Source organism: Streptomyces sp. NPDC039465 (genome assembly GCF_055639315.1).
In genome coordinates, this window is the sequence record NZ_JBVKAP010000001.1 from 121640 (window position 1) to 140493 (window position 18854).

General features: G+C 70.9%; 17 protein-coding genes. 8 read left to right on the top strand and 9 right to left on the bottom strand.

The features are described 5' to 3' along the window. Nucleotides 1-131 precede the first annotated feature (131 nt). From ACZ7LT_RS00615 to ACZ7LT_RS00625, 3 genes are all read left to right on the top strand, one after another. Nucleotides 132-1058: an ABC transporter ATP-binding protein gene (locus ACZ7LT_RS00615; RefSeq protein ID WP_471232499.1), complete on the top strand. Its 927-nt coding sequence runs from the start codon at nt 132-134 to the stop codon at nt 1056-1058. Next, the gene (locus tag ACZ7LT_RS00620; protein WP_471232501.1) at nt 1055-1822 is read left to right on the top strand and encodes an ABC transporter permease; all 768 of its coding nucleotides are present in this window, start codon (nt 1055-1057) and stop codon (nt 1820-1822) included. The genes ACZ7LT_RS00615 and ACZ7LT_RS00620 overlap by 4 nt, the downstream gene beginning before the upstream one ends. Before the next feature lie 83 nt (nt 1823-1905). Continuing rightward, nucleotides 1906-2874, top strand: a complete 969-nt coding sequence (locus ACZ7LT_RS00625) for a COX15/CtaA family protein (protein WP_471234746.1) — start codon at nt 1906-1908, stop codon at nt 2872-2874. A gap of 68 nt (nt 2875-2942) precedes the next feature. Here the strand turns inward: ACZ7LT_RS00625 and ACZ7LT_RS00630 are convergent, their stop codons facing one another. The 3 genes from ACZ7LT_RS00630 to ACZ7LT_RS00640 form a co-directional block, all read right to left on the bottom strand. Further along, complete coding sequence (locus ACZ7LT_RS00630) at nt 2943-4037, bottom strand: amidohydrolase family protein (RefSeq protein WP_471232502.1); 1095 nt, start codon at nt 4035-4037, stop codon at nt 2943-2945. A gap of 69 nt (nt 4038-4106) precedes the next feature. Beyond that, the gene (locus ACZ7LT_RS00635) at nt 4107-4478 is read right to left on the bottom strand and encodes a hypothetical protein (RefSeq protein ID WP_471232504.1); all 372 of its coding nucleotides are present in this window, start codon (nt 4476-4478) and stop codon (nt 4107-4109) included. 106 nt (nt 4479-4584) lie between these two features. Further along, nucleotides 4585-5532, bottom strand: coding sequence for a heme o synthase (locus tag ACZ7LT_RS00640; RefSeq protein WP_471232505.1), 948 nt, complete (start codon nt 5530-5532; stop codon nt 4585-4587). A 367-nt stretch (nt 5533-5899) separates the two neighbouring features. On the opposite strand from ACZ7LT_RS00640, the gene tkt reads away from it, so the two are divergent. Genes tkt through pgl form a run of 5 tightly spaced genes read left to right on the top strand, consistent with a single transcriptional unit; the run spans nt 5900 to nt 12529 of the window. After that, entirely contained in the window at nt 5900-7987 is a 2088-nt protein-coding gene (gene tkt / locus ACZ7LT_RS00645) for a transketolase (protein ID WP_471232506.1), read from the top strand. A gap of 37 nt (nt 7988-8024) precedes the next feature. Then, entirely contained in the window at nt 8025-9176 is a 1152-nt protein-coding gene (gene tal, locus ACZ7LT_RS00650) for a transaldolase (protein WP_471232507.1), read from the top strand. Between the two features lie 4 nt (nt 9177-9180). Then, on the top strand, nt 9181-10713 hold the full coding sequence (gene zwf / locus ACZ7LT_RS00655; RefSeq protein WP_471232508.1) for a glucose-6-phosphate dehydrogenase: 1533 nt from the start codon (nt 9181-9183) through the stop codon (nt 10711-10713). Continuing rightward, nucleotides 10710-11750 (top strand): glucose-6-phosphate dehydrogenase assembly protein OpcA, encoded by a 1041-nt coding sequence (opcA, locus tag ACZ7LT_RS00660; RefSeq protein WP_471232509.1) that lies wholly within the window; start codon nt 10710-10712, stop codon nt 11748-11750. The genes zwf and opcA overlap by 4 nt, the downstream gene beginning before the upstream one ends. Then, nucleotides 11747-12529, top strand: a complete 783-nt coding sequence (gene pgl / locus ACZ7LT_RS00665; protein WP_471232510.1) for a 6-phosphogluconolactonase — start codon at nt 11747-11749, stop codon at nt 12527-12529. The genes opcA and pgl overlap by 4 nt, the downstream gene beginning before the upstream one ends. 78 nt (nt 12530-12607) lie before the next feature. Here pgl and ACZ7LT_RS00670 read toward each other — a convergent pair whose 3' ends face one another. From ACZ7LT_RS00670 to secG, 6 genes are all read right to left on the bottom strand, one after another. Then, the gene (locus ACZ7LT_RS00670) at nt 12608-14113 is read right to left on the bottom strand and encodes a PH domain-containing protein (protein WP_471232511.1); all 1506 of its coding nucleotides are present in this window, start codon (nt 14111-14113) and stop codon (nt 12608-12610) included. Next, nucleotides 14110-14622, bottom strand: coding sequence for a PH domain-containing protein (locus tag ACZ7LT_RS00675; protein ID WP_471232513.1), 513 nt, complete (start codon nt 14620-14622; stop codon nt 14110-14112). Before ACZ7LT_RS00675 ends, ACZ7LT_RS00670 begins: the two co-directional genes overlap by 4 nt. A 4-nt stretch (nt 14623-14626) precedes the next feature. Beyond that, nucleotides 14627-16279, bottom strand: coding sequence for a glucose-6-phosphate isomerase (gene pgi, locus ACZ7LT_RS00680; protein WP_471234747.1), 1653 nt, complete (start codon nt 16277-16279; stop codon nt 14627-14629). After that, a complete protein-coding gene (locus ACZ7LT_RS00685; protein ID WP_471232515.1) occupies nt 16266-17561 on the bottom strand; it encodes an MFS transporter in 1296 nt (431 codons plus the stop codon). Before ACZ7LT_RS00685 ends, pgi begins: the two co-directional genes overlap by 14 nt. A 555-nt stretch (nt 17562-18116) precedes the next feature. Beyond that, a complete protein-coding gene (locus tag ACZ7LT_RS00690; RefSeq protein WP_010352468.1) occupies nt 18117-18452 on the bottom strand; it encodes an RNA polymerase-binding protein RbpA in 336 nt (111 codons plus the stop codon). A gap of 110 nt (nt 18453-18562) precedes the next feature. Beyond that, complete coding sequence (gene secG, locus ACZ7LT_RS00695) at nt 18563-18793, bottom strand: preprotein translocase subunit SecG (RefSeq protein ID WP_214914469.1); 231 nt, start codon at nt 18791-18793, stop codon at nt 18563-18565. Nucleotides 18794-18854 lie beyond the last annotated feature (61 nt).

The window sequence follows — 18854 nt, forward strand, 5'->3', positions numbered from 1 at the left end:
CTGATCGTGAAGGGTTTGACAGGTCCATGTGAAGGCGCCTCATGTGCCAGTTCAGGCCATTCCTGCCCCTTGGGCCCCCGGGTTCTCCCCCGCCGCCCGGCCGCCCGCCCGGGCTCCTTAGACTTCCCCGCATGAACAACGAGTCCGTCGTCCAGGTCCGGGGCCTGGTCAAGCGGTACGGATCCAAGACCGCCGTCGACGGCCTCGACCTCGATGTCCGCGCCGGTACGGTCACCGCCGTCCTCGGCCCCAACGGCGCCGGCAAGACCACCACCGTGGAGACCTGCGAGGGCTACCGGCGCCCCGACGCGGGCACCGTCCGCGTCCTCGGGCTCGACCCGGTCGCCGACGCCGCCCGGCTGCGGCCCCGGATAGGCGTGATGCTCCAGTCCGGCGGCGTCTACTCCGGCGCCCGCGCCGAGGAGATGCTGCGCCACATGGCCAAGCTCCACGCCGACCCGCTCGACGTGGACGCCCTGATCGAGCGCCTCGGTCTCGGCTCCTGCGGCCGCACCACCTACCGCCGGCTCTCCGGCGGCCAGCAGCAGCGCCTCGCGCTCGCCATGGCCGTGGTCGGCCGTCCCGAACTGGTCTTCCTCGACGAGCCCACCGCCGGCCTCGACCCGCAGGCCCGCCGCTCCACCTGGGACCTCGTACGCGAACTGCGCGCCGACGGCGTCTCCACCGTCCTGACCACCCACTTCATGGACGAGGCCGAGGCGCTCGCGGACGACGTCGCCATCGTCGACGCGGGCAAGGTCGTCGCCCAGGGTTCCCCAGAGGAGCTGTGCCGCGGCGGCGCGGAGAACACCCTGCGCTTCACCGGCCGCCCCGGCCTCGACATGGGCTCCCTGCTCAAGGCGCTCCCGGACGGCACCGCCGCGGCCGAGCTGACCCCAGGCGCGTACCGGATCAGCGGCACAGTCGACCCACAGCTGCTCGCCACCGTCACCAGCTGGTGCGCCCAGCACGGCGTGATGCCCGACGGCATCTCCGTGGAGCGCCACTCCCTCGAAGACGTCTTCCTCGGGCTCACCGGCAAGGAGCTGCGCGCATGAGCGCCGGAACGTACACCCCGCGCCCCGGCGCCGCCCCCGTCGGCCGGATGATCGCCGCGCAGGCCCTCTTCGAGACGAAGATGCTGCTGCGCAACGGCGAACAGCTGCTGCTCACCGTCGTCATCCCCTCGCTGCTGCTCGTCCTCTTCTCCACCGTCGACATCGTGGACACGGGCGACGGGCGGCCGGTGGACTTCCTGGCGCCCGGAGTGCTGGCGCTGGCCGTGATGTCCACCGCCTTCACCGGCCAGGCCATCGCCACCGGTTTCGAGCGGCGGTACGGAGTCCTCAAGCGGCTCGGCGCCTCACCGCTGCCGCGCTGGGCGCTGATGACGGCGAAGACGCTCGCCGTGCTGGTCACCGAAGTGCTCCAGATCGCGCTGCTGACGGCGATCGCGCTGGGCCTCGGCTGGTCCCCGCAGGGGGGCCCGCTGCCGGTACTGCTGCTGATCGTCCTCGGCACGGCCGCGTTCTCCGGCCTCGGACTGCTCATGGCGGGCACGCTCAAGGCGGAGGCGACACTCGCCGCCGCGAACCTGGTCTTCCTGCTGCTGCTGGTCGGCGGCGGGGTGGTCGTACCGCTGGACAAGTTCCCGGACGCCGCCCGCGGCCTGCTGGAAATGCTGCCGATCTCCGCCCTCTCGGGCGGCCTGCGCGACGTCCTCCAGGACGGGGCGGCGATGCCGTGGGCCGATCTCGGCATCCTCGCCGTCTGGGCCGCCGCCGGGCTGGGCGCGGCGGCGAAACTGTTCCGCTGGGAGTGACACCGGGGCGCGGGGCTTGCGCTGTGACACGGGATCGTACGAAATCGACCCCTCGTGAAAACGCGCACAAGCGTGCGCCTACGATAGGGGCCGTGTTGAACCCCCTCGCCTCCATCGCCCGACGCTGGACCCCGAGCCCCCGCACGGTCCGGCGTGCCGCGCTCGCACCCGTCGTGATGACCGTCGTCATCATCGTCACCGGCGGCGCGGTCCGGCTCACCGGCTCCGGCCTCGGCTGCGACACGTGGCCCAAGTGCACGGACGACAGCCTCTTCGCCACCCCCGAGCAGGGACTCCACGGGGCGATCGAGTTCGGCAACCGCATGCTGACGTACGTCCTGTCGGCCGCCGTCGGCTGGGCGATCGTCGCGGCACGCTCCACCAAGCCGTGGCGACGCGGGCTGACCCAGCTCGGCTGGCTCCAGTTCTGGCTCGTCGTGTTCAACGCCGTCCTCGGCGGCATCACCGTCCGGCTCGAGCTCAACCCATGGACCGTGGCCGGCCACTTCGTCGCCGCCAATGCCCTGCTGACCGCGGCCGTCCTCACCTGGCAGCGCACCCGCGAGGGCGACACTGCGCCCCGGCCGCGGGTGCCGGGCCCCGTCCGCAAGCTGTCGTGGGCGATCACCGGCGTCTCGGCGCTCCTGATCGTCCTCGGCACCACCGTGACTGGCTCCGGCAAGCACGCCGGGGACAGCAGTGACGTCCCGCGCATGCCCTGGGACTGGACCGTCGCCGCGCATGTGCACGCCATCGCCGCCTGGGTGGTCTGCGCCCTGGCCGTGGCGATGTGGCTGGTGCTGCGCGTCGTGGACGCCCCGGACGACACCCGGGCGCGCGCCCGTGACCTGCTGATCGTCGTCCTGCTCCAGGGCGGCATCGGCTACGCCCAGTACTTCACCCACGTACCCGAGGTCCTCGTGGGTCTCCACATGCTCGGCTCCTCGCTGATGTGGATCGCGGTGCTGCGGCTGGCGCTGAGCCTGCGGGAGCGGCCGGTGGAGAAGGCGGAGATCCCGGCACAGACGGACGCGGCGCTGACCAACGCGTGACGCCGGATGACGGATGACCGATGACGGGTGACGGATGACCACATCTGTCACCCGTCATCGGTCATCCGTCATCTGTTGTCACCCGTCGCGAGTCCGTACACCCGCCGGGCGTTGCCCGCCGCGATCATCCCCGCCACCCGCTGCGCGTCCGTACGTGACCACGCTCCCGCGCCCGTCCACTCCGCGAGCACCCGGCCGAGTGCTTCGCGGAAGCTGCTCGCCGCCACCACATGGAGTTCCGGCAGGCCGTGGGCGCCGCTGGAGAAGAGCAGTTTGCCGAAGGGCGCCAGTTCCAGGATTTCGGCGAGGATCGCGGCCGCCCGCGGCCCGGTCTGGACGAGGACGGGGCCCAGGTCGGCGTACACGTGCGGGAAGACGCTGGTGAGGTGGGCGGCCTGGCGGTGGTAGGGGTAGCCGTGCAGCAGGATCAGTTCGGCGCCGAGGCCGCTGGTGGCGGCGGCGAATTCGCTCAGGTGCGTGGGGTCTTCGATGCCGACGTGGAGCTGGAGCGGCCGTCCGGACGAGATGGCGATCCACAGCAGGTGCCGTAGCAGTACGGGGTCGGTGAGCCGGCCGCCGACGGGGCGGCGGGCGAGCCAGCGGGAGGCGGCGCCGCGTACCTCACCCGGTCCGGGGGGTTCGGGGGCGAGGGAGAGGCCGCAGCGCAGGGCGGCGACGGAGATGAAGGCGACGGCGGAGGCGGCGGCGCCGTGGACGGCTTCGGCGAGGTTGGCGAGGAGCGCGTCGACGGTGCCGGAGGTGTCGGCGACCTGTTCGGCGAGGAGTTCGAGGCGGACGAGCTCATGGGCCTCGGCGGCGCCGGTCGCGGCGATCTCGGCGGGCCCGGTCAGGTCGCCTGGCAGTCCGGTGTCGACCAGGTAGGTGGAGATGCCGCTCGCCCGCAGCAGTCGTCGTCCTGATTCGAGGACGCCCAGTTCCCGCCGTCGGGCCAGGTAGCGGGCGGGCGGGCAGTGGGGTTCCAGGCCGAGCAGGGGTGGGCACCAGCGTCGTACGGCGAACCCGGTCTGGGTGTCGAAGAAGGTGGTGCCGGGCGCGGGTGGCCCGGCGGTCCTGCCGAGGTGTGCCTCGAAGGTGCCGAGGCCGAGCTCCGTGCGGAGCACCCCGTGGCAGTACTGGTCCACCAGGGTCGGGGTGTCGATCATTCGGGGGGCTCCCTGCGATGGACGCGTTTCCACCCGTCCTAACGGGTGAGCCCCGTGTGAGGTGTTGCCTCAGTTGCCGGCGGGCGGGTTCGCGGGGCCGCCGATCTGGATGCCGGCCATGCGGGTCCACTCGTACGGGCCCGTGACGACCTTGGCGGCGAGGTCGCCGTCGAAGGTGTCGTGGAGGGTGAGGCCGGCCTTCTCGGCGGCGCTGCGCGCGATGGTGTGGGTGGGGGCCACGACGTCGCCCCAGCCGCCGTCCTCGCCGACGAGGACGATGCGGGTGCCCATCTGGCCGATGTAGGCGAGCTGCCCTTCGGCGCCGCCGTGCTGCTTGGAGAACGCGGTGATCCGCTTGGCGAGCTTGGCCGCCGTGCGCTCGGCGCGCGCCGCCTGCCGGACGTCCGCCGCCTGGTCTTCCGCCTGCTTGGTGTCTGCCATGAGCAGGATGCTACCGACGGGTAGATCGACTGGCGACGGGCGGGTCACGTGGCCTTGACCACGTGACCCGCCCGTGCGGGGGAATCTCTGGGGAATCCGGGTGCGGCTAGCGGAGGAAGGGGTCCACGGCGACCGCGACGAAGAGCAGCGAGACGTAGGTGATGGACCAGTGGAAGAGCCGCATCTCCTTGAGCTTGGCGCCGGTGGCGCCGGCCTTGGCGCGGGCCTGGAGGGCGTGGGCCTCCCACAGCCACCAGCCGCCGGTGGCGAGGGCGACGGCGGTGTAGAACCAGCCGGTGTAGCCGAGGGGCTGGAGCAGCAGGGAGACGGCGACCATGACCCAGCTGTAGAGGACGATCTGGCGGGCGACGACCCTGTTGCTTGCGACGACCGGGAGCATGGGGACGCCGACGCGGGCGTAGTCCTCCTTCACCTTCATGGACAGCGGCCAGTAGTGCGGCGGGGTCCAGAAGAAGATGACCATGAAGAGGATGACGGCGGCCCAGGACATCGAGTTGGTGACGGCGGACCAGCCGATGAGGACGGGCAGGCAGCCGGCGATGCCGCCCCAGACGATGTTCTGGGCGGTGCGGCGCTTGAGGATCATCGTGTAGACGACGACGTAGAAGAGGAGCGCGCCGAGCGACAGGGCGGCGGAGAGCCAGTTGACGAGCAGGCCGAACCAGAGCGTGGAGACCACGGCGAGGGTGAGGCCGAAGACCAGGCCTTCGCGGGGCGAGACCATGCCGGTGACCAGGGGGCGCTGGGACGTACGGTCCATCAGGGCGTCGATGTCCCGGTCGATGTACATGTTGAGCGCGTTGGCGCCGCCGGCGGAGAGGTAGCCACCGACGCAGGTGGCGAGCACCAGCCAGAGGTTGGGCACGCCTTGCTCGGCGAGGAACATCACCGGAACGGTGGTGATGAGCAGCAGCTCGATGATCCGCGGCTTGGTCAGCGCCACGAATGCCTTGACGCGGGCACCGAATGGCCTATGGCCCCCCGGGCTGGGAGTCAAGACGACCCCTGCGGGTCGGGACTCGACGGCCGTCACGCACACCCCTGACAGAGAATTCCCAGCAAGCTGCCCGGGCGCTGTGTGAAGGCCCGGTAAATACTTGCGCGTACCACGCCACTCTAGACGTTGCCCATACGCCGATCTTCGCGGGGGTGGGGTCGTGTTGGGTGGGCCCGGCGGGGCGGCCGGGAGGCGACTGGGGGTGACCTTCCGGACGACTGGGGGTGGTCCGGGGGGTGACCCGGGAGGCGAAGTGACACAGTCGCCCGCACTCTGGCTGTGTCTTCTTTTTCCCAAGGCATGCACTCGAAAAGATGCGCGCTGACGCAAGGGTAGGCTCGACAACGCCGGTGCGCCCTCAGTCACCGGGTTTCGAACATGTGGAGAGGAGCCCTGACTCAGGGTGAGCAACAAGCCGACCACCACAGAGCTCGAGTGGACCGAGTTGGACCAGCGGGCCGTGGACACCGCTCGCATCCTGGCCGCGGACGCCGTACAGAAGGTCGGCAACGGCCATCCTGGTACGGCGATGAGCCTGGCGCCTGCCGCGTACACCCTCTTCCAGAAGGTGATGCGGCACGACCCGGCCGATCCGGACTGGGTCGGACGCGACCGTTTCGTTCTGTCCGCGGGCCACTCGTCCCTGACGCTGTACACCCAGCTGTACCTCGGCGGGTTCGGGCTGGAGCTGGACGATCTCAAGGCGTTCCGTACCTGGGGTTCGAAGACTCCGGGTCATCCGGAGTACGGCCACACGGCCGGTGTGGAGACGACCACGGGTCCGCTGGGCCAGGGTGTCGCCAACGCCGTGGGTATGGCGATGGCCGCTCGGTACGAGCGTGGCCTGTTCGATCCGGACGCCGCGGCCGGCCAGTCGCCGTTCGACCACCACATCTATGTGATCGCCGGTGACGGCTGTCTGCAGGAGGGCATCTCCGCGGAGGCGTCCTCGATGGCCGGGCACCAGAAGCTCGGCAACCTGATCATGCTGTGGGACGACAACCACATCTCGATCGAGGGCGACACCGAGACGGCGGTGTCCGAGGACACGCTGAAGCGGTACGAGGCCTACGGCTGGCATGTCCAGCGTGTGGAGCCGCAGGAGAACGGCGACCTGGACCCGGCCGCGCTGTACGCGGCGATCCGGGCGGCGGAGGCGGAGACGGAGCGTCCGTCGTTCATCGCGATGCGTTCGATCATCGCCTGGCCGGCGCCGAATGCGCAGAACACCGAGGCCGCGCACGGCTCGGCGCTGGGCGACGAGGAGGTCGCGGCGACCAAGCGGGTGCTGGGCTTCGACCCGGAGAAGACCTTCGAGGTCTCCGACGAGGTCCTGGGGCACACGCGGGGTCTGCTGGACCGTGGCCGTGAGGTGCGGGGCGAGTGGGAGAAGTCGCTGGCGGCGTGGCGTACGGCCAACGCGGAGCGGGCGGCGGAGTTCGACCGTATCCAGGCCAATGAGCTGCCGGAGGGCTGGGAGAAGCAGCTGCCGGTGTTCGAGGCGGGCAAGGGTGTCGCCACCCGTGCCGCGTCGGGCAAGGTGCTGCAGGCGCTGGGCGCGATCATTCCGGAGCTGTGGGGTGGTTCGGCGGACCTGGCGGGTTCGAACAACACGACCATCGACAAGGGTTCGTCGTTCCTGCCGGAGGGCAACCCGCTGCCGGAGGCCGACCCGTACGGGCGGACGATCCACTTCGGTATCCGTGAGCACTCGATGGCCGCGGAGATGAACGGCATCGCGCTGCACGGTCACACGCGGATCTACGGCGGTACGTTCCTGGTCTTCTCGGACTACATGCGCAACGCGGTGCGGCTGTCGGCGCTGATGCACCTGCCGGTGACGTACGTCTGGACGCATGACTCGATCGGTCTGGGCGAGGACGGTCCGACGCACCAGCCGGTGGAGCACCTCGCGTCGCTGCGGGCGATTCCGGGTCTGAACGTGGTTCGTCCGGCGGACGCGAACGAGACGGCGATCGCGTGGCGGGAGATCCTCAAGCGTCACACGAAGGTGTTCGGCAAGGGTGCTCCGCACGGTCTGGCGCTCACCCGTCAGGGTGTGCCGACGTACGCGCCGAACGAGGACGCGGCCAAGGGTGGTTATGTCCTGTTCGAGGCCGAGGGCGGTGCTCCTGAGGTCGTGCTGATCGGTACGGGCTCGGAGGTGCACCTGGCCGTGGAGGCGCGGGAGCAGCTGCAGGCGGCCGGTGTGCCGACGCGGGTGGTGTCGATGCCGTCGGTGGAGTGGTTCGAGGAGCAGGACCAGTCCTACAAGGACAGTGTGCTGCCGCCGTCGGTGAAGGCGCGGGTGGCGGTGGAGGCCGGTGTGGGTCTGACCTGGCACCGCTATGTGGGTGACGCGGGTCGCATCGTGTCGCTGGAGCACTTCGGTGCGTCGGCGGACGCGAAGGTGCTGTTCCGTGAGTTCGGCTTCACGGCCGACGCGGTTGCGGCCGCCGCTCGGGAATCTCTGGCTGCCGCGGCGCGCTGACGCCGTATACGTACGACTTAATGGAGATGCAACTCTCATGACAGACGCACTCAAGCGCCTCTCCGACGAAGGCGTCGCGATCTGGCTGGACGACCTGTCGCGTAAGCGGATCACGTCGGGCAACCTGGCGGAGCTGATCGATCAGCAGCATGTCGTGGGTGTCACGACGAATCCGTCGATCTTCCAGAAGGCCATCTCGTCGGGTGACGGGTACGAGCAGCAGCTCGCCGACCTGGCTGCCCGCAAGGTGACGGTGGACGAGGCCATTCGCATGATCACGACGGCTGACGTGAGGGACGCCGCCGACATCCTGCGACCGGTCTTCGACGCGACGGACGGTCAGGACGGGCGGGTGTCCATCGAGGTGGACCCGCGGCTGGCGCATGACACGGCGGCGACGATCGCCGAGGCGAAGCAGCTGGCGTGGCTGGTGGACCGGCCGAACACGCTGATCAAGATTCCGGCGACGAAGGCGGGTCTGCCGGCGATCACCGAGGTGATCGGTCTGGGGATCAGCGTGAATGTGACGCTGATCTTCTCGCTGGAGCGGTACCGCGCGGTGATGGACGCGTACCTGGCGGGTCTGGAGAAGGCGAAGTCGCGCGGTCTGGATCTGTCGAAGATTCATTCGGTGGCGTCGTTCTTCGTGTCCCGGGTGGACTCGGAGATCGACAAGCGTCTGGACGCGGTGGGTACGGCCGAGGCCAAGGAGCTGAAGGGCAAGGCCGCGCTGGCCAACGCCCGGCTGGCGTACGAGGCGTACGAGGCGGTGTTCGGCTCTGCCGACAAATCGACTCAGCCCTCGGAGCGGTGGGCGGCGCTGGACAAGGCGCAGGGCAACAAGCAGCGTCCGCTGTGGGCTTCGACGGGCGTCAAGGACCCGCGGTACAAGGACACGCTGTACGTGGTGGACCTGGTGGCGCCGGGCACGGTGAACACGATGCCGGAGGGCACGCTGGAGGCCACCGCGCACCACGGTGAGGTCACCGGTGACACGGTGCGGGGTACGTACGAGCAGTCGCGTGGCGAGCTCGCCGCGATCGAGAAGCTGGGTATCTCGTACGACGACGTGGTGCGGCTGCTGGAGGACGAGGGCGTCGAGAAGTTCGAGGCGTCCTGGAACGACCTGCTCGAGTCGACCGAGGCGGAGCTGAAGCGCCTTGCGCCGTCCGCACCTTCGGAGGCGTGACACCTTGACCGCTGTTCATGAAGCGAATCCGCTTCGTGACGCCGCAGACCGACGGCTCCCGCGTATCGCGGGGCCGTCGGGCCTGGTGATCTTTGGCGTCACGGGCGATTTGTCCCGTAAAAAGCTGATGCCCGCGGTGTACGACCTGGCCAACCGCGGTCTGCTGCCGCCGGGCTTCGCGCTGATCGGCTTCGCCCGCCGGGAGTGGCAGGACGAGGACTTCGCGCAGGAGGTCCACGACGCCGTCAAGCAGCATGCGCGCACGCCGTTCCGGGAGGAGGTGTGGCAGCAGCTCAGCCAGGGGATGCGCTTCGTCCAGGGCGACTTCGACGACGACGACGCCTTCGACCAGCTCAAGACGACGATCGAGGAGCTGGACAAGGCGCAGGGCACGGGCGGCAATTTCGCCTTCTACCTGTCGGTGCCGCCGAAGTTCTTCCCCAAGGTCGTGCGGCAGCTGAAGAAGCACGGTCTGGCCGACCAGAAGGACGGGTCGTGGCGGCGCGCGGTCATCGAGAAGCCGTTCGGTCATGACCTGGCCTCCGCCAAGGAGCTGAACGAGGTCGTCCACGAGGTCTTTCCGCCCAACGAGGTCTTCCGGATCGACCACTATCTGGGCAAGGAGACCGTCCAGAACATCCTGGCGCTCCGGTTCGCCAACACGCTGTTCGAGCCGCTGTGGAACCGGTCGTACGTCGACCATGTCCAGATCACGATGGCCGAGGACATCGGCATCGGCGGCCGGGCCGGCTACTACGACGGTATCGGCGCGGCCCGTGACGTCATCCAGAACCACCTGCTCCAGCTGCTGGCGCTGACCGCGATGGAGGAGCCCGCCTCCTTCGACGCGGACGCGCTGGCGGCGGAGAAGACGAAGGTGCTCGGCGCGGTGAAGCTGCCGAAGGACCTGGGCAGCAGCACGGTGCGGGCGCAGTACGCGGCGGGATGGCAGGGCGGCGAGAAGGCCGTCGGCTATCTGCAGGAGGACGGCATCGACCCCCGGTCGAAGACGGACACCTACGCGGCGATCAAGCTGGAGATCGACAACCGGCGTTGGGCGGGGGTTCCGTTCTATCTGCGGACCGGCAAGCGTCTTGGCCGGCGGGTCACCGAGATCGCGGTGGTCTTCCAGCGGGCTCCGCACTCCCCCTTCGACCACACGGCCACCGAGGAGCTGGGGCACAACGCCCTGGTGATCCGGGTGCAGCCGGACGAGGGTGTGACACTGCGCTTCGGTTCGAAGGTGCCGGGGACGCAGATGGAGGTCCGGGACGTCTCGATGGACTTCGCGTACGGCGAGTCGTTCACCGAGTCGAGCCCGGAGGCGTACGAGCGGCTCATCCTCGATGTGCTGCTGGGTGACTCCAACCTCTTCCCGCGGGTCGAGGAGGTCGAGCTGTCCTGGAAGATCCTCGACCCGATCGAGCAGTACTGGGACGCGCACGGCAAGCCCGCGCAGTATCAGGCGGGCACCTGGGGTCCGGTCGAGGCGGACGAAATGCTCGCACGAGACGGACGGAGCTGGCGCCGGCCATGAAGACCGACCTGACGGACACCACGTCAAGCAAGATCAACAAGGCGCTGGTGCTGGGGCGGCGGGCGATCGGCACGCCGGCCGTCGGCATGGTGCTGACCCTTGTCATCGTGACCGACGAGGAGAACGCGTACGACGCGCTGAGGGCCGCCAACGACGCGTCCCGCGAGCATCCTTCGCGGACGCTGGTGGTCATCAAGCGGGCCGCGCGTTCGGCGCGCGACCGGGCCAAGGCCCGGCTGGATGCCGAGGTGCGGCTGGGCGCGGACGCGTCCACCGGTGAGACGGTGGTGCTGCGGCTGTACGGCGAGGTCATCAACCACGCCCAGTCGGTGGTGCTGCCGCTGCTGCTGCCGGATGCTCCGGTGGTGGTGTGGTGGCCGGTGAACGCGCCGAGCGACCCGGCCAACGACCCGCTGGGTGCGCTGGCGCAGCGCCGGGTGACCGACGCGTACGCCTGTGAGCAGCCGGTGCAGGAGCTGGCCGCGCGCGCCGAGGCGTACACGCCGGGTGACACGGATCTGTCCTGGACGCGGATCACGCCGTGGCGTTCGATGCTGGCGGCCGCCCTGGACCAGGTGACCTGTGAGGTGACCGGGGCCGAGGTGGAGGGCGAGGAGTTCAACCCGAGCGTGGAGCTGCTCGCGATGTGGCTGGCGGACCGGCTGAAGATCCCGGTGAAGCGGTCGCTGTCGACGGGACCGGGTCTGACGGCCGTAAGGCTCGAGTCCAGTTGTGGTCCGATCGTGCTCGACCGGGCGGACGGTTCGCTGGCGACGCTGTCGATCCAGGGTCAGCCGGACCGTGCGGTGGCGCTCAAGCGGCGTGAGACGGCGGAGCTGATCGCGGAGGAGCTGCGGCGGCTGGACCCGGACGACACGTACGCGTCGGCGCTGCGGTACGGCGTGGACCGGCTGGGTGCGCACTCCGACGTCGTGCCCGATCCGGCGCCGGTGGCCGATCCGGCGCCCGTGGCGGAGCCGGCGGCTGAGGCGCCCGCGCCGAAGAAGGCGCCGGCGAAGAAGGCGGCGGGGAAGTGAGTGCTCCGCAGCTCGTCGTCCACCGCGACAAGGAGCTGATGGCGCAGGCCGCGGCGGCCCGGCTGATCACGCGGATCGTGGACGCGCAGGCCGCCCGTGGTTCGGCGTCGGTGGTGCTGACCGGTGGCCGGAACGGCAACGGGCTGCTCGCCGCGCTGCGTTCGGCTCCGGCGCGGGACGCGATCGACTGGTCGCGGCTCGATCTGTGGTGGGGCGACGAGCGGTTCCTGCCGGAGGGCGATCCGGAGCGTAATGTCACGCAGGCCCGTGAGGCGCTGCTGGACAGTGTGCCGCTGGATCCGGCGCGGGTGCACGCGATGCCCGCGTCGGACGGTCCGTACGGCTCCGACGCCGACGCGGCCGCCGCCGCGTACGCGGAGGAGCTGGCCGCGGCGGCCGGTCCTGAGGACCATGGGCCGGTGCCGACGTTCGACGTCCTGATGCTGGGTGTCGGCCCGGACACGCATGTGGCCTCGCTGTTTCCGGAGTTGCCGGCGGTTCGTGAGACCGAGCGGACGGTGGTGGGGGTGCACGGCGCGCCGAAGCCGCCGCCGACGCGTATCTCGCTGACGTTCCCGGCGATCCGGGCGGCCCGTGAGGTCTGGCTGCTCGCGGCGGGCGAGGACAAGGCGAAGGCGGCCCTGCTCGCCCTGTCGGGCGCGGGCCCGGTGCAGGCTCCGGCGGCGGGCGCGGTGGGCCGCTCCCGCACGCTGTGGCTGCTGGACGCGGCGGCGGCTTCGCTGCTGCCGAGGGGCCTGTATCCGCCGGCCTCTGCCTGATCGCTGTCATGCCGTTGCGAAGGCCCGGTCCACTGGAAGGTGGGCCGGGCCTTCGTCATGGGCGCTGCCGGCCGCGGTTCAGCGTTCTCGGCGTTCCAGGAAGGGTTCGAGGAGGCCGGGGACGGCGGTGGCGGCGAAGGTGAGGCCTTCGGTCTCGCCGGCGTCGTGGACGGTGTAGGCGCCTTCTCCGGCGGCCGTGGTGGCGGTGATGCTGAGGAGGTGGGCGCGGCGCTGGAAGAGGGACTGGCGGATGGTCCAGCCGATGACACCGCCGCGTTGCAGGGCGACCGTGGTGCGGCGGAGCGTGCCGGAGCGGGCGATCAGGTAGGCGTCGGTGGTGGCGTGGCCGAGGCTGCGGTAGGCGTCGAGGGCGAGCAGGAGGGCCGGCGCCGTCAGGACGAGGGCGCTCAGGGCCGCGGCGATCTGGAGCCCGGAGGTGTCGAGGGCCGTGCCGAGGACGGCGAGGGTGGCGGCGGGGAGCAGGGCGGCGGCGAGGGCGCGGCGCAGGCGGCGGGAGCGGGCGGCGCGGGGGTGGGGGGTGAGCGGGGCGGCGGTGGGGGTCGTGGGTTCGCGCAGGACCTGGGCGGCGACGTCGTCGGCTGTGGCTCGGGGGGTGGCGGGCAGGAGGGTTTTGTGGTCGCCGTGTTGGTCCTGCTCGTCCTTGACGATGCCGGTGGCGACGGCGTCGACGCGGGCGGCGCCGAAGGCCCGTACGCCGAGGGGTTCGACGAGTTCGACGCCGCGCAGGCGGCGTTCTTCGAGGGAGAGGGAGCGGGCGGTGAACAGTCCGCGCCGTACGCGCAGGGTGCCGCCGGGTTCCCGCTCCAGGCGGTAGTTCCACCACATCTCGATCCACAGGCCGAGCGCCCCGAGGGTGCCGGCGAGGAGCGCGGCGGCGACCAGGGCGGCGATGGTCCAGCCGAGGGGCGTTTCGTGGAAGCGGTCGCCTATCCAGTCGATGACGTCGCGCTGGGCGCCGAACCATTCGCTGACCTGCATGAGCGCGCCGGCCGCTGCGCCGCCGAGGAGGGGGGCGACGAAGGAGACGGGGGCGTAGCGGATCCAGGCGGGGTCGAGGACGGCGAGGGTGCCGTGGTGGGGGCCGGGTTCGGGTGCGGTCGGCCGGTCGAGCAGGAGGCGGCGCAGCCGCTCGCCTTCGGTCGTGGTGACGGGGTCTAGTTCGAGGGTGGACGCGCCGCCGGTGTGTTCGCCGGTGCCGATGCGGACCTTGACGAGGCCGAGGACGCGCAGGAGGGGGTTGGCGACGAGGTCGACGCTGCGGATGCGTTCGCGGGCCAGGGAGCGGCGGGTGGTGAGGAGGAGTCCGGTGTGGAGTTCGGCGCGTTCGGGGCCGATGCGGTAGCGGGTGCGGCGCCAGCGGATGTGGTCGCCGGCGGCGCTGAGGCCGATGAGGAGGGCGGCGCCGGCGGCGACCCACAGGAGTGCCTGCCACAGGGGCATGGTGGCGGCGAGGGCGAGGAGGACGGGGAGCGCGGCGCCGGCGGCGACACCGGTCATGACGGCGGCGGTGACGAGGGCCGTACGCCGGTCGAGGCGCCGCCAGTCCTCGTCGGCGGGGGTCATGTGGCGTCCCCGGGGGTGGCCTGGGTGATGCGGGTGAGCCGCTCGGCGAGGTCGGCGGCGGTCTCGTGGTCGAGGCCCTCGATGCGCAGGGCGCCCTTGGCGGAGGCGGTGGTGACGGTCACCGTGGCGAGGCGGAAGGTCTGTTCGAGGGGGCCGCGGACGGTGTCGACGGTCTGGATCCGGGACATGGGGGCGATGCGCCATTCCTGCCGGAAGTATCCCGTGCGGACGTAGACGGCGTCGTCGGTGACCTCCCAGCGGTGGACCTTGTACCACCAGTGGGGGAAGAAGGCGGTGGCGGCGAGGCCGACGAGGGCCACGGCCGCGGCGGAGGCGAACAGCCAGGTCCGCGCGGGGCCGATGAACGCGCCGAGGACGGCGAGGACAGCCACCGGGGCGGCGGTGGTCAGCAGCAGCTGTGCCCGCCACCAGCCGACGGCCCGTTCGTTCAGGGTGTGCCGTGGCGGCCTGAGCCGTACGGTCTCCCCCACCGCTTCTTCCCCCGTCATCGGACTACCTGCCGCGCAGGGCGCGGTAGGTGGCGGCGAGGGTGGCGGTGGAGCCGTCGAGCTGGTCGCCGCCGGTGCCCTCGGTCAGGACCGGTTCGATCTTCTTGGCGAGGACCTTGCCGAGTTCGACGCCCCACTGGTCGAAGGAGTCGATGTTCCAGACGGCGCCCTGGACGAAGACCTTGTGTTCGTAGAGGGCGATGAGCTGGCCGAGGACGGAGGGGGTGAGTTCGCCGGCGAGGAGGGTGGTGGTGGGGTGGTTGCCCTGGAACGTCTTGTGCGGGACGAGTTCCTCGGCGACGCCTTCGGCGCGTACCTCCTCGGGGGTCTTGCCGAAGGCGAGTGCCTGGGTCTGGGCGAAGAAGTTGGCCATGAGCAGGTCGTGCTGGGCGACCAGGCCTGGCTGGAGGTCGCCGACGGGGCGGGCGAAGCCGATGAAGTCGGCGGGGATGACCTTGGTGCCCTGGTGGATCAACTGGTAGTAGGCGTGCTGGCCGTTGGTGCCGGGGGTGCCCCAGACGACGGGGCCGGTCTGCCAGTCGACCGGGTTGCCGTCACGGTCCACGGACTTGCCGTTGGACTCCATGTCGAGCTGCTGGAGGTAGGCGGTGAACTTGGACAGGTAGTGGGAGTACGGCAGTACGGCGTGGGACTGGGCGTCGAAGAACGCGCCGTACCAGATGCCGAGCAGGCCGAGCAGGAGGGGCGCGTTCTCCTCGGGCGGCGCGGTGCGGAAGTGCTCGTCGACGAGGTGGAAGCCGTCGAGCATCTCGCGGAACCGGTCCGGGCCGATGGCGATCATCAGGGAGAGGCCGATGGCGGAGTCGAAGGAGTAGCGGCCGCCGACCCAGTCCCAGAACTCGAACATGTTGGCCGTGTCGATGCCGAAGTCCTGGACCTTGCCGGCGTTGGTGGACAGGGCCACGAAGTGCTTGGCGACGGCTTCCTGGCCGGCGTCGAGGCCGGTGAGCAGCCAGGTCCGGGCGGAGGTTGCGTTGGTGACGGTCTCGATGGTGGTGAAGGTCTTGGAGGCGACGATGAAGAGCGTCTCGGCCGGGTCGAGGTCGTGGACGGCCTCGTGGAGGTCGGCGCCGTCGACGTTGGAGACGAAACGGAACGTCAGGTCGCGGCGGGTGAAGGAGCGCAGTGCGTCGTACGCCATCGCCGGGCCCAGATCGGAGCCGCCGATGCCGATGTTGACGATGTTCTTGATGGGCTTTCCGGTGTGGCCGGTCCAGGTGCCGGAGCGGACCCGCTCGGAGAAGGCGGCCATCTTGTCGAGGACGGCGTGTACGCCGGGGACGACGTTCTCGCCGTCGACGTCGATCACGGCGTCACGGGGGGCGCGCAGCGCGGTGTGCAGGACCGCGCGGTTCTCGGTGGTGTTGATCTTCTCGCCGCGGAACATGGCGTCCCGTAGCCCGGCGACGTTGGTGGCGGCGGCCAGCTCGCGCAGCAGCGCGAGCGTCTCGTCGGTCACCAGGTGCTTGGAGTAGTCGAGATACAGGTCGCCGACCCGCAGGGTGTATCGGCTGCCGCGCTCCTTGTCGGCGGCGAACAGGTCCCGCAGGTGGGTGTCGCCCAGCTGCTCCCGGTGCTTGCCGAGAGCGGCCCACTCCGGTGTCTGGTTGAGCCTGGCCCGGCTATCGGTGTTCATCTCGGACATCGCCCACTTCTTCTTTCTCACCTGTCTGCTTTGCCCCGCTGCCACTCCAACCTAATTGATTCAGCGGGGCCAACGACGCGACGGCGAGTGCGAAGCACCCGGCCGCCAGCAGGGCGGGGGTGTTCGGTCCCCAGGCCGCGGCCACCGCGCCGGCCGCCAGGGCGCCGAGCGGCGCTCCGGCGACGGCGAGCGTGCGGAAGGCGGCGCTGATCCGGCCGAGCATCCCGTCCGGGCTGCGTTCCTGCATCAGCGTCACCTGGTTGACGTTCCACACCAGTCCCATGGAGCCGAACAACGCCATCGCCGCGATCGTTACCCACAGCGCCTGGACGGCGCCCATCGCCAGGAGACAGCCGGCCTGGAGGGCGCCGGCCAGCACCACCGTGCGTATGCGGCCGAGTCGTTGGGCGATCCGGCGGGCGAGGGCTCCTCCGGCGACGCCGCCGACGGCGTAGGCGGTGAGGGCGGCGGCGTAGCCGGTGTTCCCGGCGGAGAGCCAGCCGGTGACGTGCAGGACGAGGGTGGCGATCAGCGCGCCCATGCCGATGTTGCAGAGGGTGGTGGCGGTGCAGAGCCGGCGCAGGGTGTCGTCGCGCCGCAGGGCGCGTATTCCTTCGGCCATGTCGGCGCGGAGGGTGGCTCCGGCGGGACGTGAGGGCCGGGCGGGTGGTTCGGGGCGCAGGGAGGCGATGAGGAGCGCGGCGAGGAGGTAGGTGGCGGCGTCGGTGGCGTACGGCATGGCCGCGCCGACGAGGAGCAGGACGGGCACGAGAGGCGCGGCGAGGATCCCGCCGGCGATCTGCTGACCGGTCATCAGACGGGCGTTGGCGCCGGCGAGGGTCTCGGTGGGCACCAGGGACGGCAGCAGGGCGGTGGCGGCGTTGTCGAAGAGGGTCTGGAGGGTGGTGAGGGCGAAGGCGACGGCCAGAAGCAGTGCGACGGAGGCGTGCCCGAGGGCGACGGCGAGGGCGAAGCCGCCCATCAACAGGGCCCGTACGGCGTCGACGGCCCACATGGCGCGCCGTTGGTCGACCCGGTCGGCGAGGGTGCCGCCGAGAAGCCCGAAGAGCAGCCAGGGCAGTTGCCCGCAGGCGGTGACGGCGGCGATGAGGAGTGGGTCGGTGGTAAGGGTCGCGGCGAGCAGGGGCAGGGCGGTCTTCCGCAACGAGTCCCCAAAACTGGAAACCACAGCCGCGCCCCAAAGCCGCCCGAACCCCCCTCGCCAGGCGGGCACGGCCTGGCTGCCCGGTGCCGGTGCCTGTGTCGTCGCCATGCTGCCCCCCGCGCGGTCGGATGATCTCCCACGACGGTAGGGGGTGCCACTGACAACGACGCGGGGACGGCCGGGGGCGGGTCGTCACGCGCCGGGGGCGGCGCCGGGTCCGCGCCCGGGACGCCGGTGCGGCGGGGGTGCCAAGGGCAGCGGCTGGGGACGCCCGGGCGGCTGGGGGCTGCGAGCGCGAGCCTGCCGCGCGCCAGGGACGCCCGCGCTGCCACCGTCAGCGGCGCCGCGCGCCGCGTTTACCCCGCGCCCGGGGCGCCGGGCGCCGCGCTCCAACGGCGCGGGCAACGGGCCGTGCGGCGCAAGTGCCGCCGGCAGCTGCTGAGGGCGGTCGGGCCGCCGCGGGCCGCGTACCGCGAGCCTCCGCCGCGCGCGACGGAAGCCCCCGCTGCCACCGGCAGCGGCGGTGCGCGCCGCGTTTATCCCGCGCCCGGGGCGCCGGGGCAGCCGCGCCCCCACGGCCAGCGGCGCCGCGCGCCGCCCACCCCTAAGAGAACGGCCCCGCCCGCGAATTCACATCGCGGGCAGGGCCCGTTCGTCCACTTCTCAGATTTCGCCGCGGAGTTTGGCGAGTGCCTCGGCGAGGATCGCCTCACCGTCCGCGTCGCTGCGGCGCTCCCGCACGTACGCCAGGTGTGTCTTGTACGGCTCGGTGCGCGGCGGGGCCGGTGGGTTGTCCCGGTCCTGTCCGGCGGGGAAGCCGCAGCGCGGGCAGTCCCAGGTGTCGGGGACCTGCGCGTCGCTGGCGAAGCTCGGCTGCGTCTCGTGCCCGTTCGAGCACCAGAAGGAGATGCGCAGGCGCGGCGCGGACTCGCCCCGCTCGGCCTCACCCATCGGCCCCGCTCCGACCCGGCTTCCCCGGATCGCGTTGCCACTTGCCACGGTCGTAACTCCCTGCGTGATGGTGCTCGAAGATGCCCCAGTCTACGTAAGGCCCAACGCGCGTCCAGTGATTGGAGTTACACCCCGCCGCGGGACGCGGAAGCTCCTGGTCAGCTGTCCAGCTTCATCAGGAGCGCAAGTACGACAATGCACGCGAACCACAGCAGACCGACCACGACGGTGATGCGGTCGAGGTTGCGCTCGGCCACCGAGGAACCGCCGACGGAGGACTGCATGCCGCCACCGAACATGTCGGAGAGACCGCCGCCCTTCCCCTTGTGCATCAGCACCAGCAGCATCAGCAGCGCGCTGAAGACGATCAGGGCGATCGAGAATCCCATAACCACGGCTGGACCCTACTTCCTGGCAATTCTCTGGACTTCGAACGGACGACGGGGGCCC

What these genes read in the sequence shown, in the direction of transcription:
- ACZ7LT_RS00615 (WP_471232499.1), top strand. Translation starts at nt 132, where the DNA reads ATGAACAACGAGTCCGTCGTCCAGGTCCGGGGCCTGGTCAAGCGGTAC.
- ACZ7LT_RS00620 (WP_471232501.1), top strand. Translation starts at nt 1,055, where the DNA reads ATGAGCGCCGGAACGTACACCCCGCGCCCCGGCGCCGCCCCCGTCGGC.
- ACZ7LT_RS00630 (WP_471232502.1), bottom strand. Translation starts at nt 4,037, where the DNA reads ATGATCGACACCCCGACCCTGGTGGACCAGTACTGCCACGGGGTGCTC.
- ACZ7LT_RS00635 (WP_471232504.1), bottom strand. Translation starts at nt 4,478, where the DNA reads ATGGCAGACACCAAGCAGGCGGAAGACCAGGCGGCGGACGTCCGGCAG.
- tal (WP_471232507.1), top strand. Translation starts at nt 8,025, where the DNA reads ATGACAGACGCACTCAAGCGCCTCTCCGACGAAGGCGTCGCGATCTGG.
- opcA (WP_471232509.1), top strand. Translation starts at nt 10,710, where the DNA reads ATGAAGACCGACCTGACGGACACCACGTCAAGCAAGATCAACAAGGCG.
- ACZ7LT_RS00670 (WP_471232511.1), bottom strand. Translation starts at nt 14,113, where the DNA reads ATGACCCCCGCCGACGAGGACTGGCGGCGCCTCGACCGGCGTACGGCC.
- ACZ7LT_RS00675 (WP_471232513.1), bottom strand. Translation starts at nt 14,622, where the DNA reads ATGACGGGGGAAGAAGCGGTGGGGGAGACCGTACGGCTCAGGCCGCCA.
- pgi (WP_471234747.1), bottom strand. Translation starts at nt 16,279, where the DNA reads ATGAACACCGATAGCCGGGCCAGGCTCAACCAGACACCGGAGTGGGCC.
- ACZ7LT_RS00685 (WP_471232515.1), bottom strand. Translation starts at nt 17,561, where the DNA reads ATGGCGACGACACAGGCACCGGCACCGGGCAGCCAGGCCGTGCCCGCC.
- secG (WP_214914469.1), bottom strand. Translation starts at nt 18,793, where the DNA reads ATGGGATTCTCGATCGCCCTGATCGTCTTCAGCGCGCTGCTGATGCTG.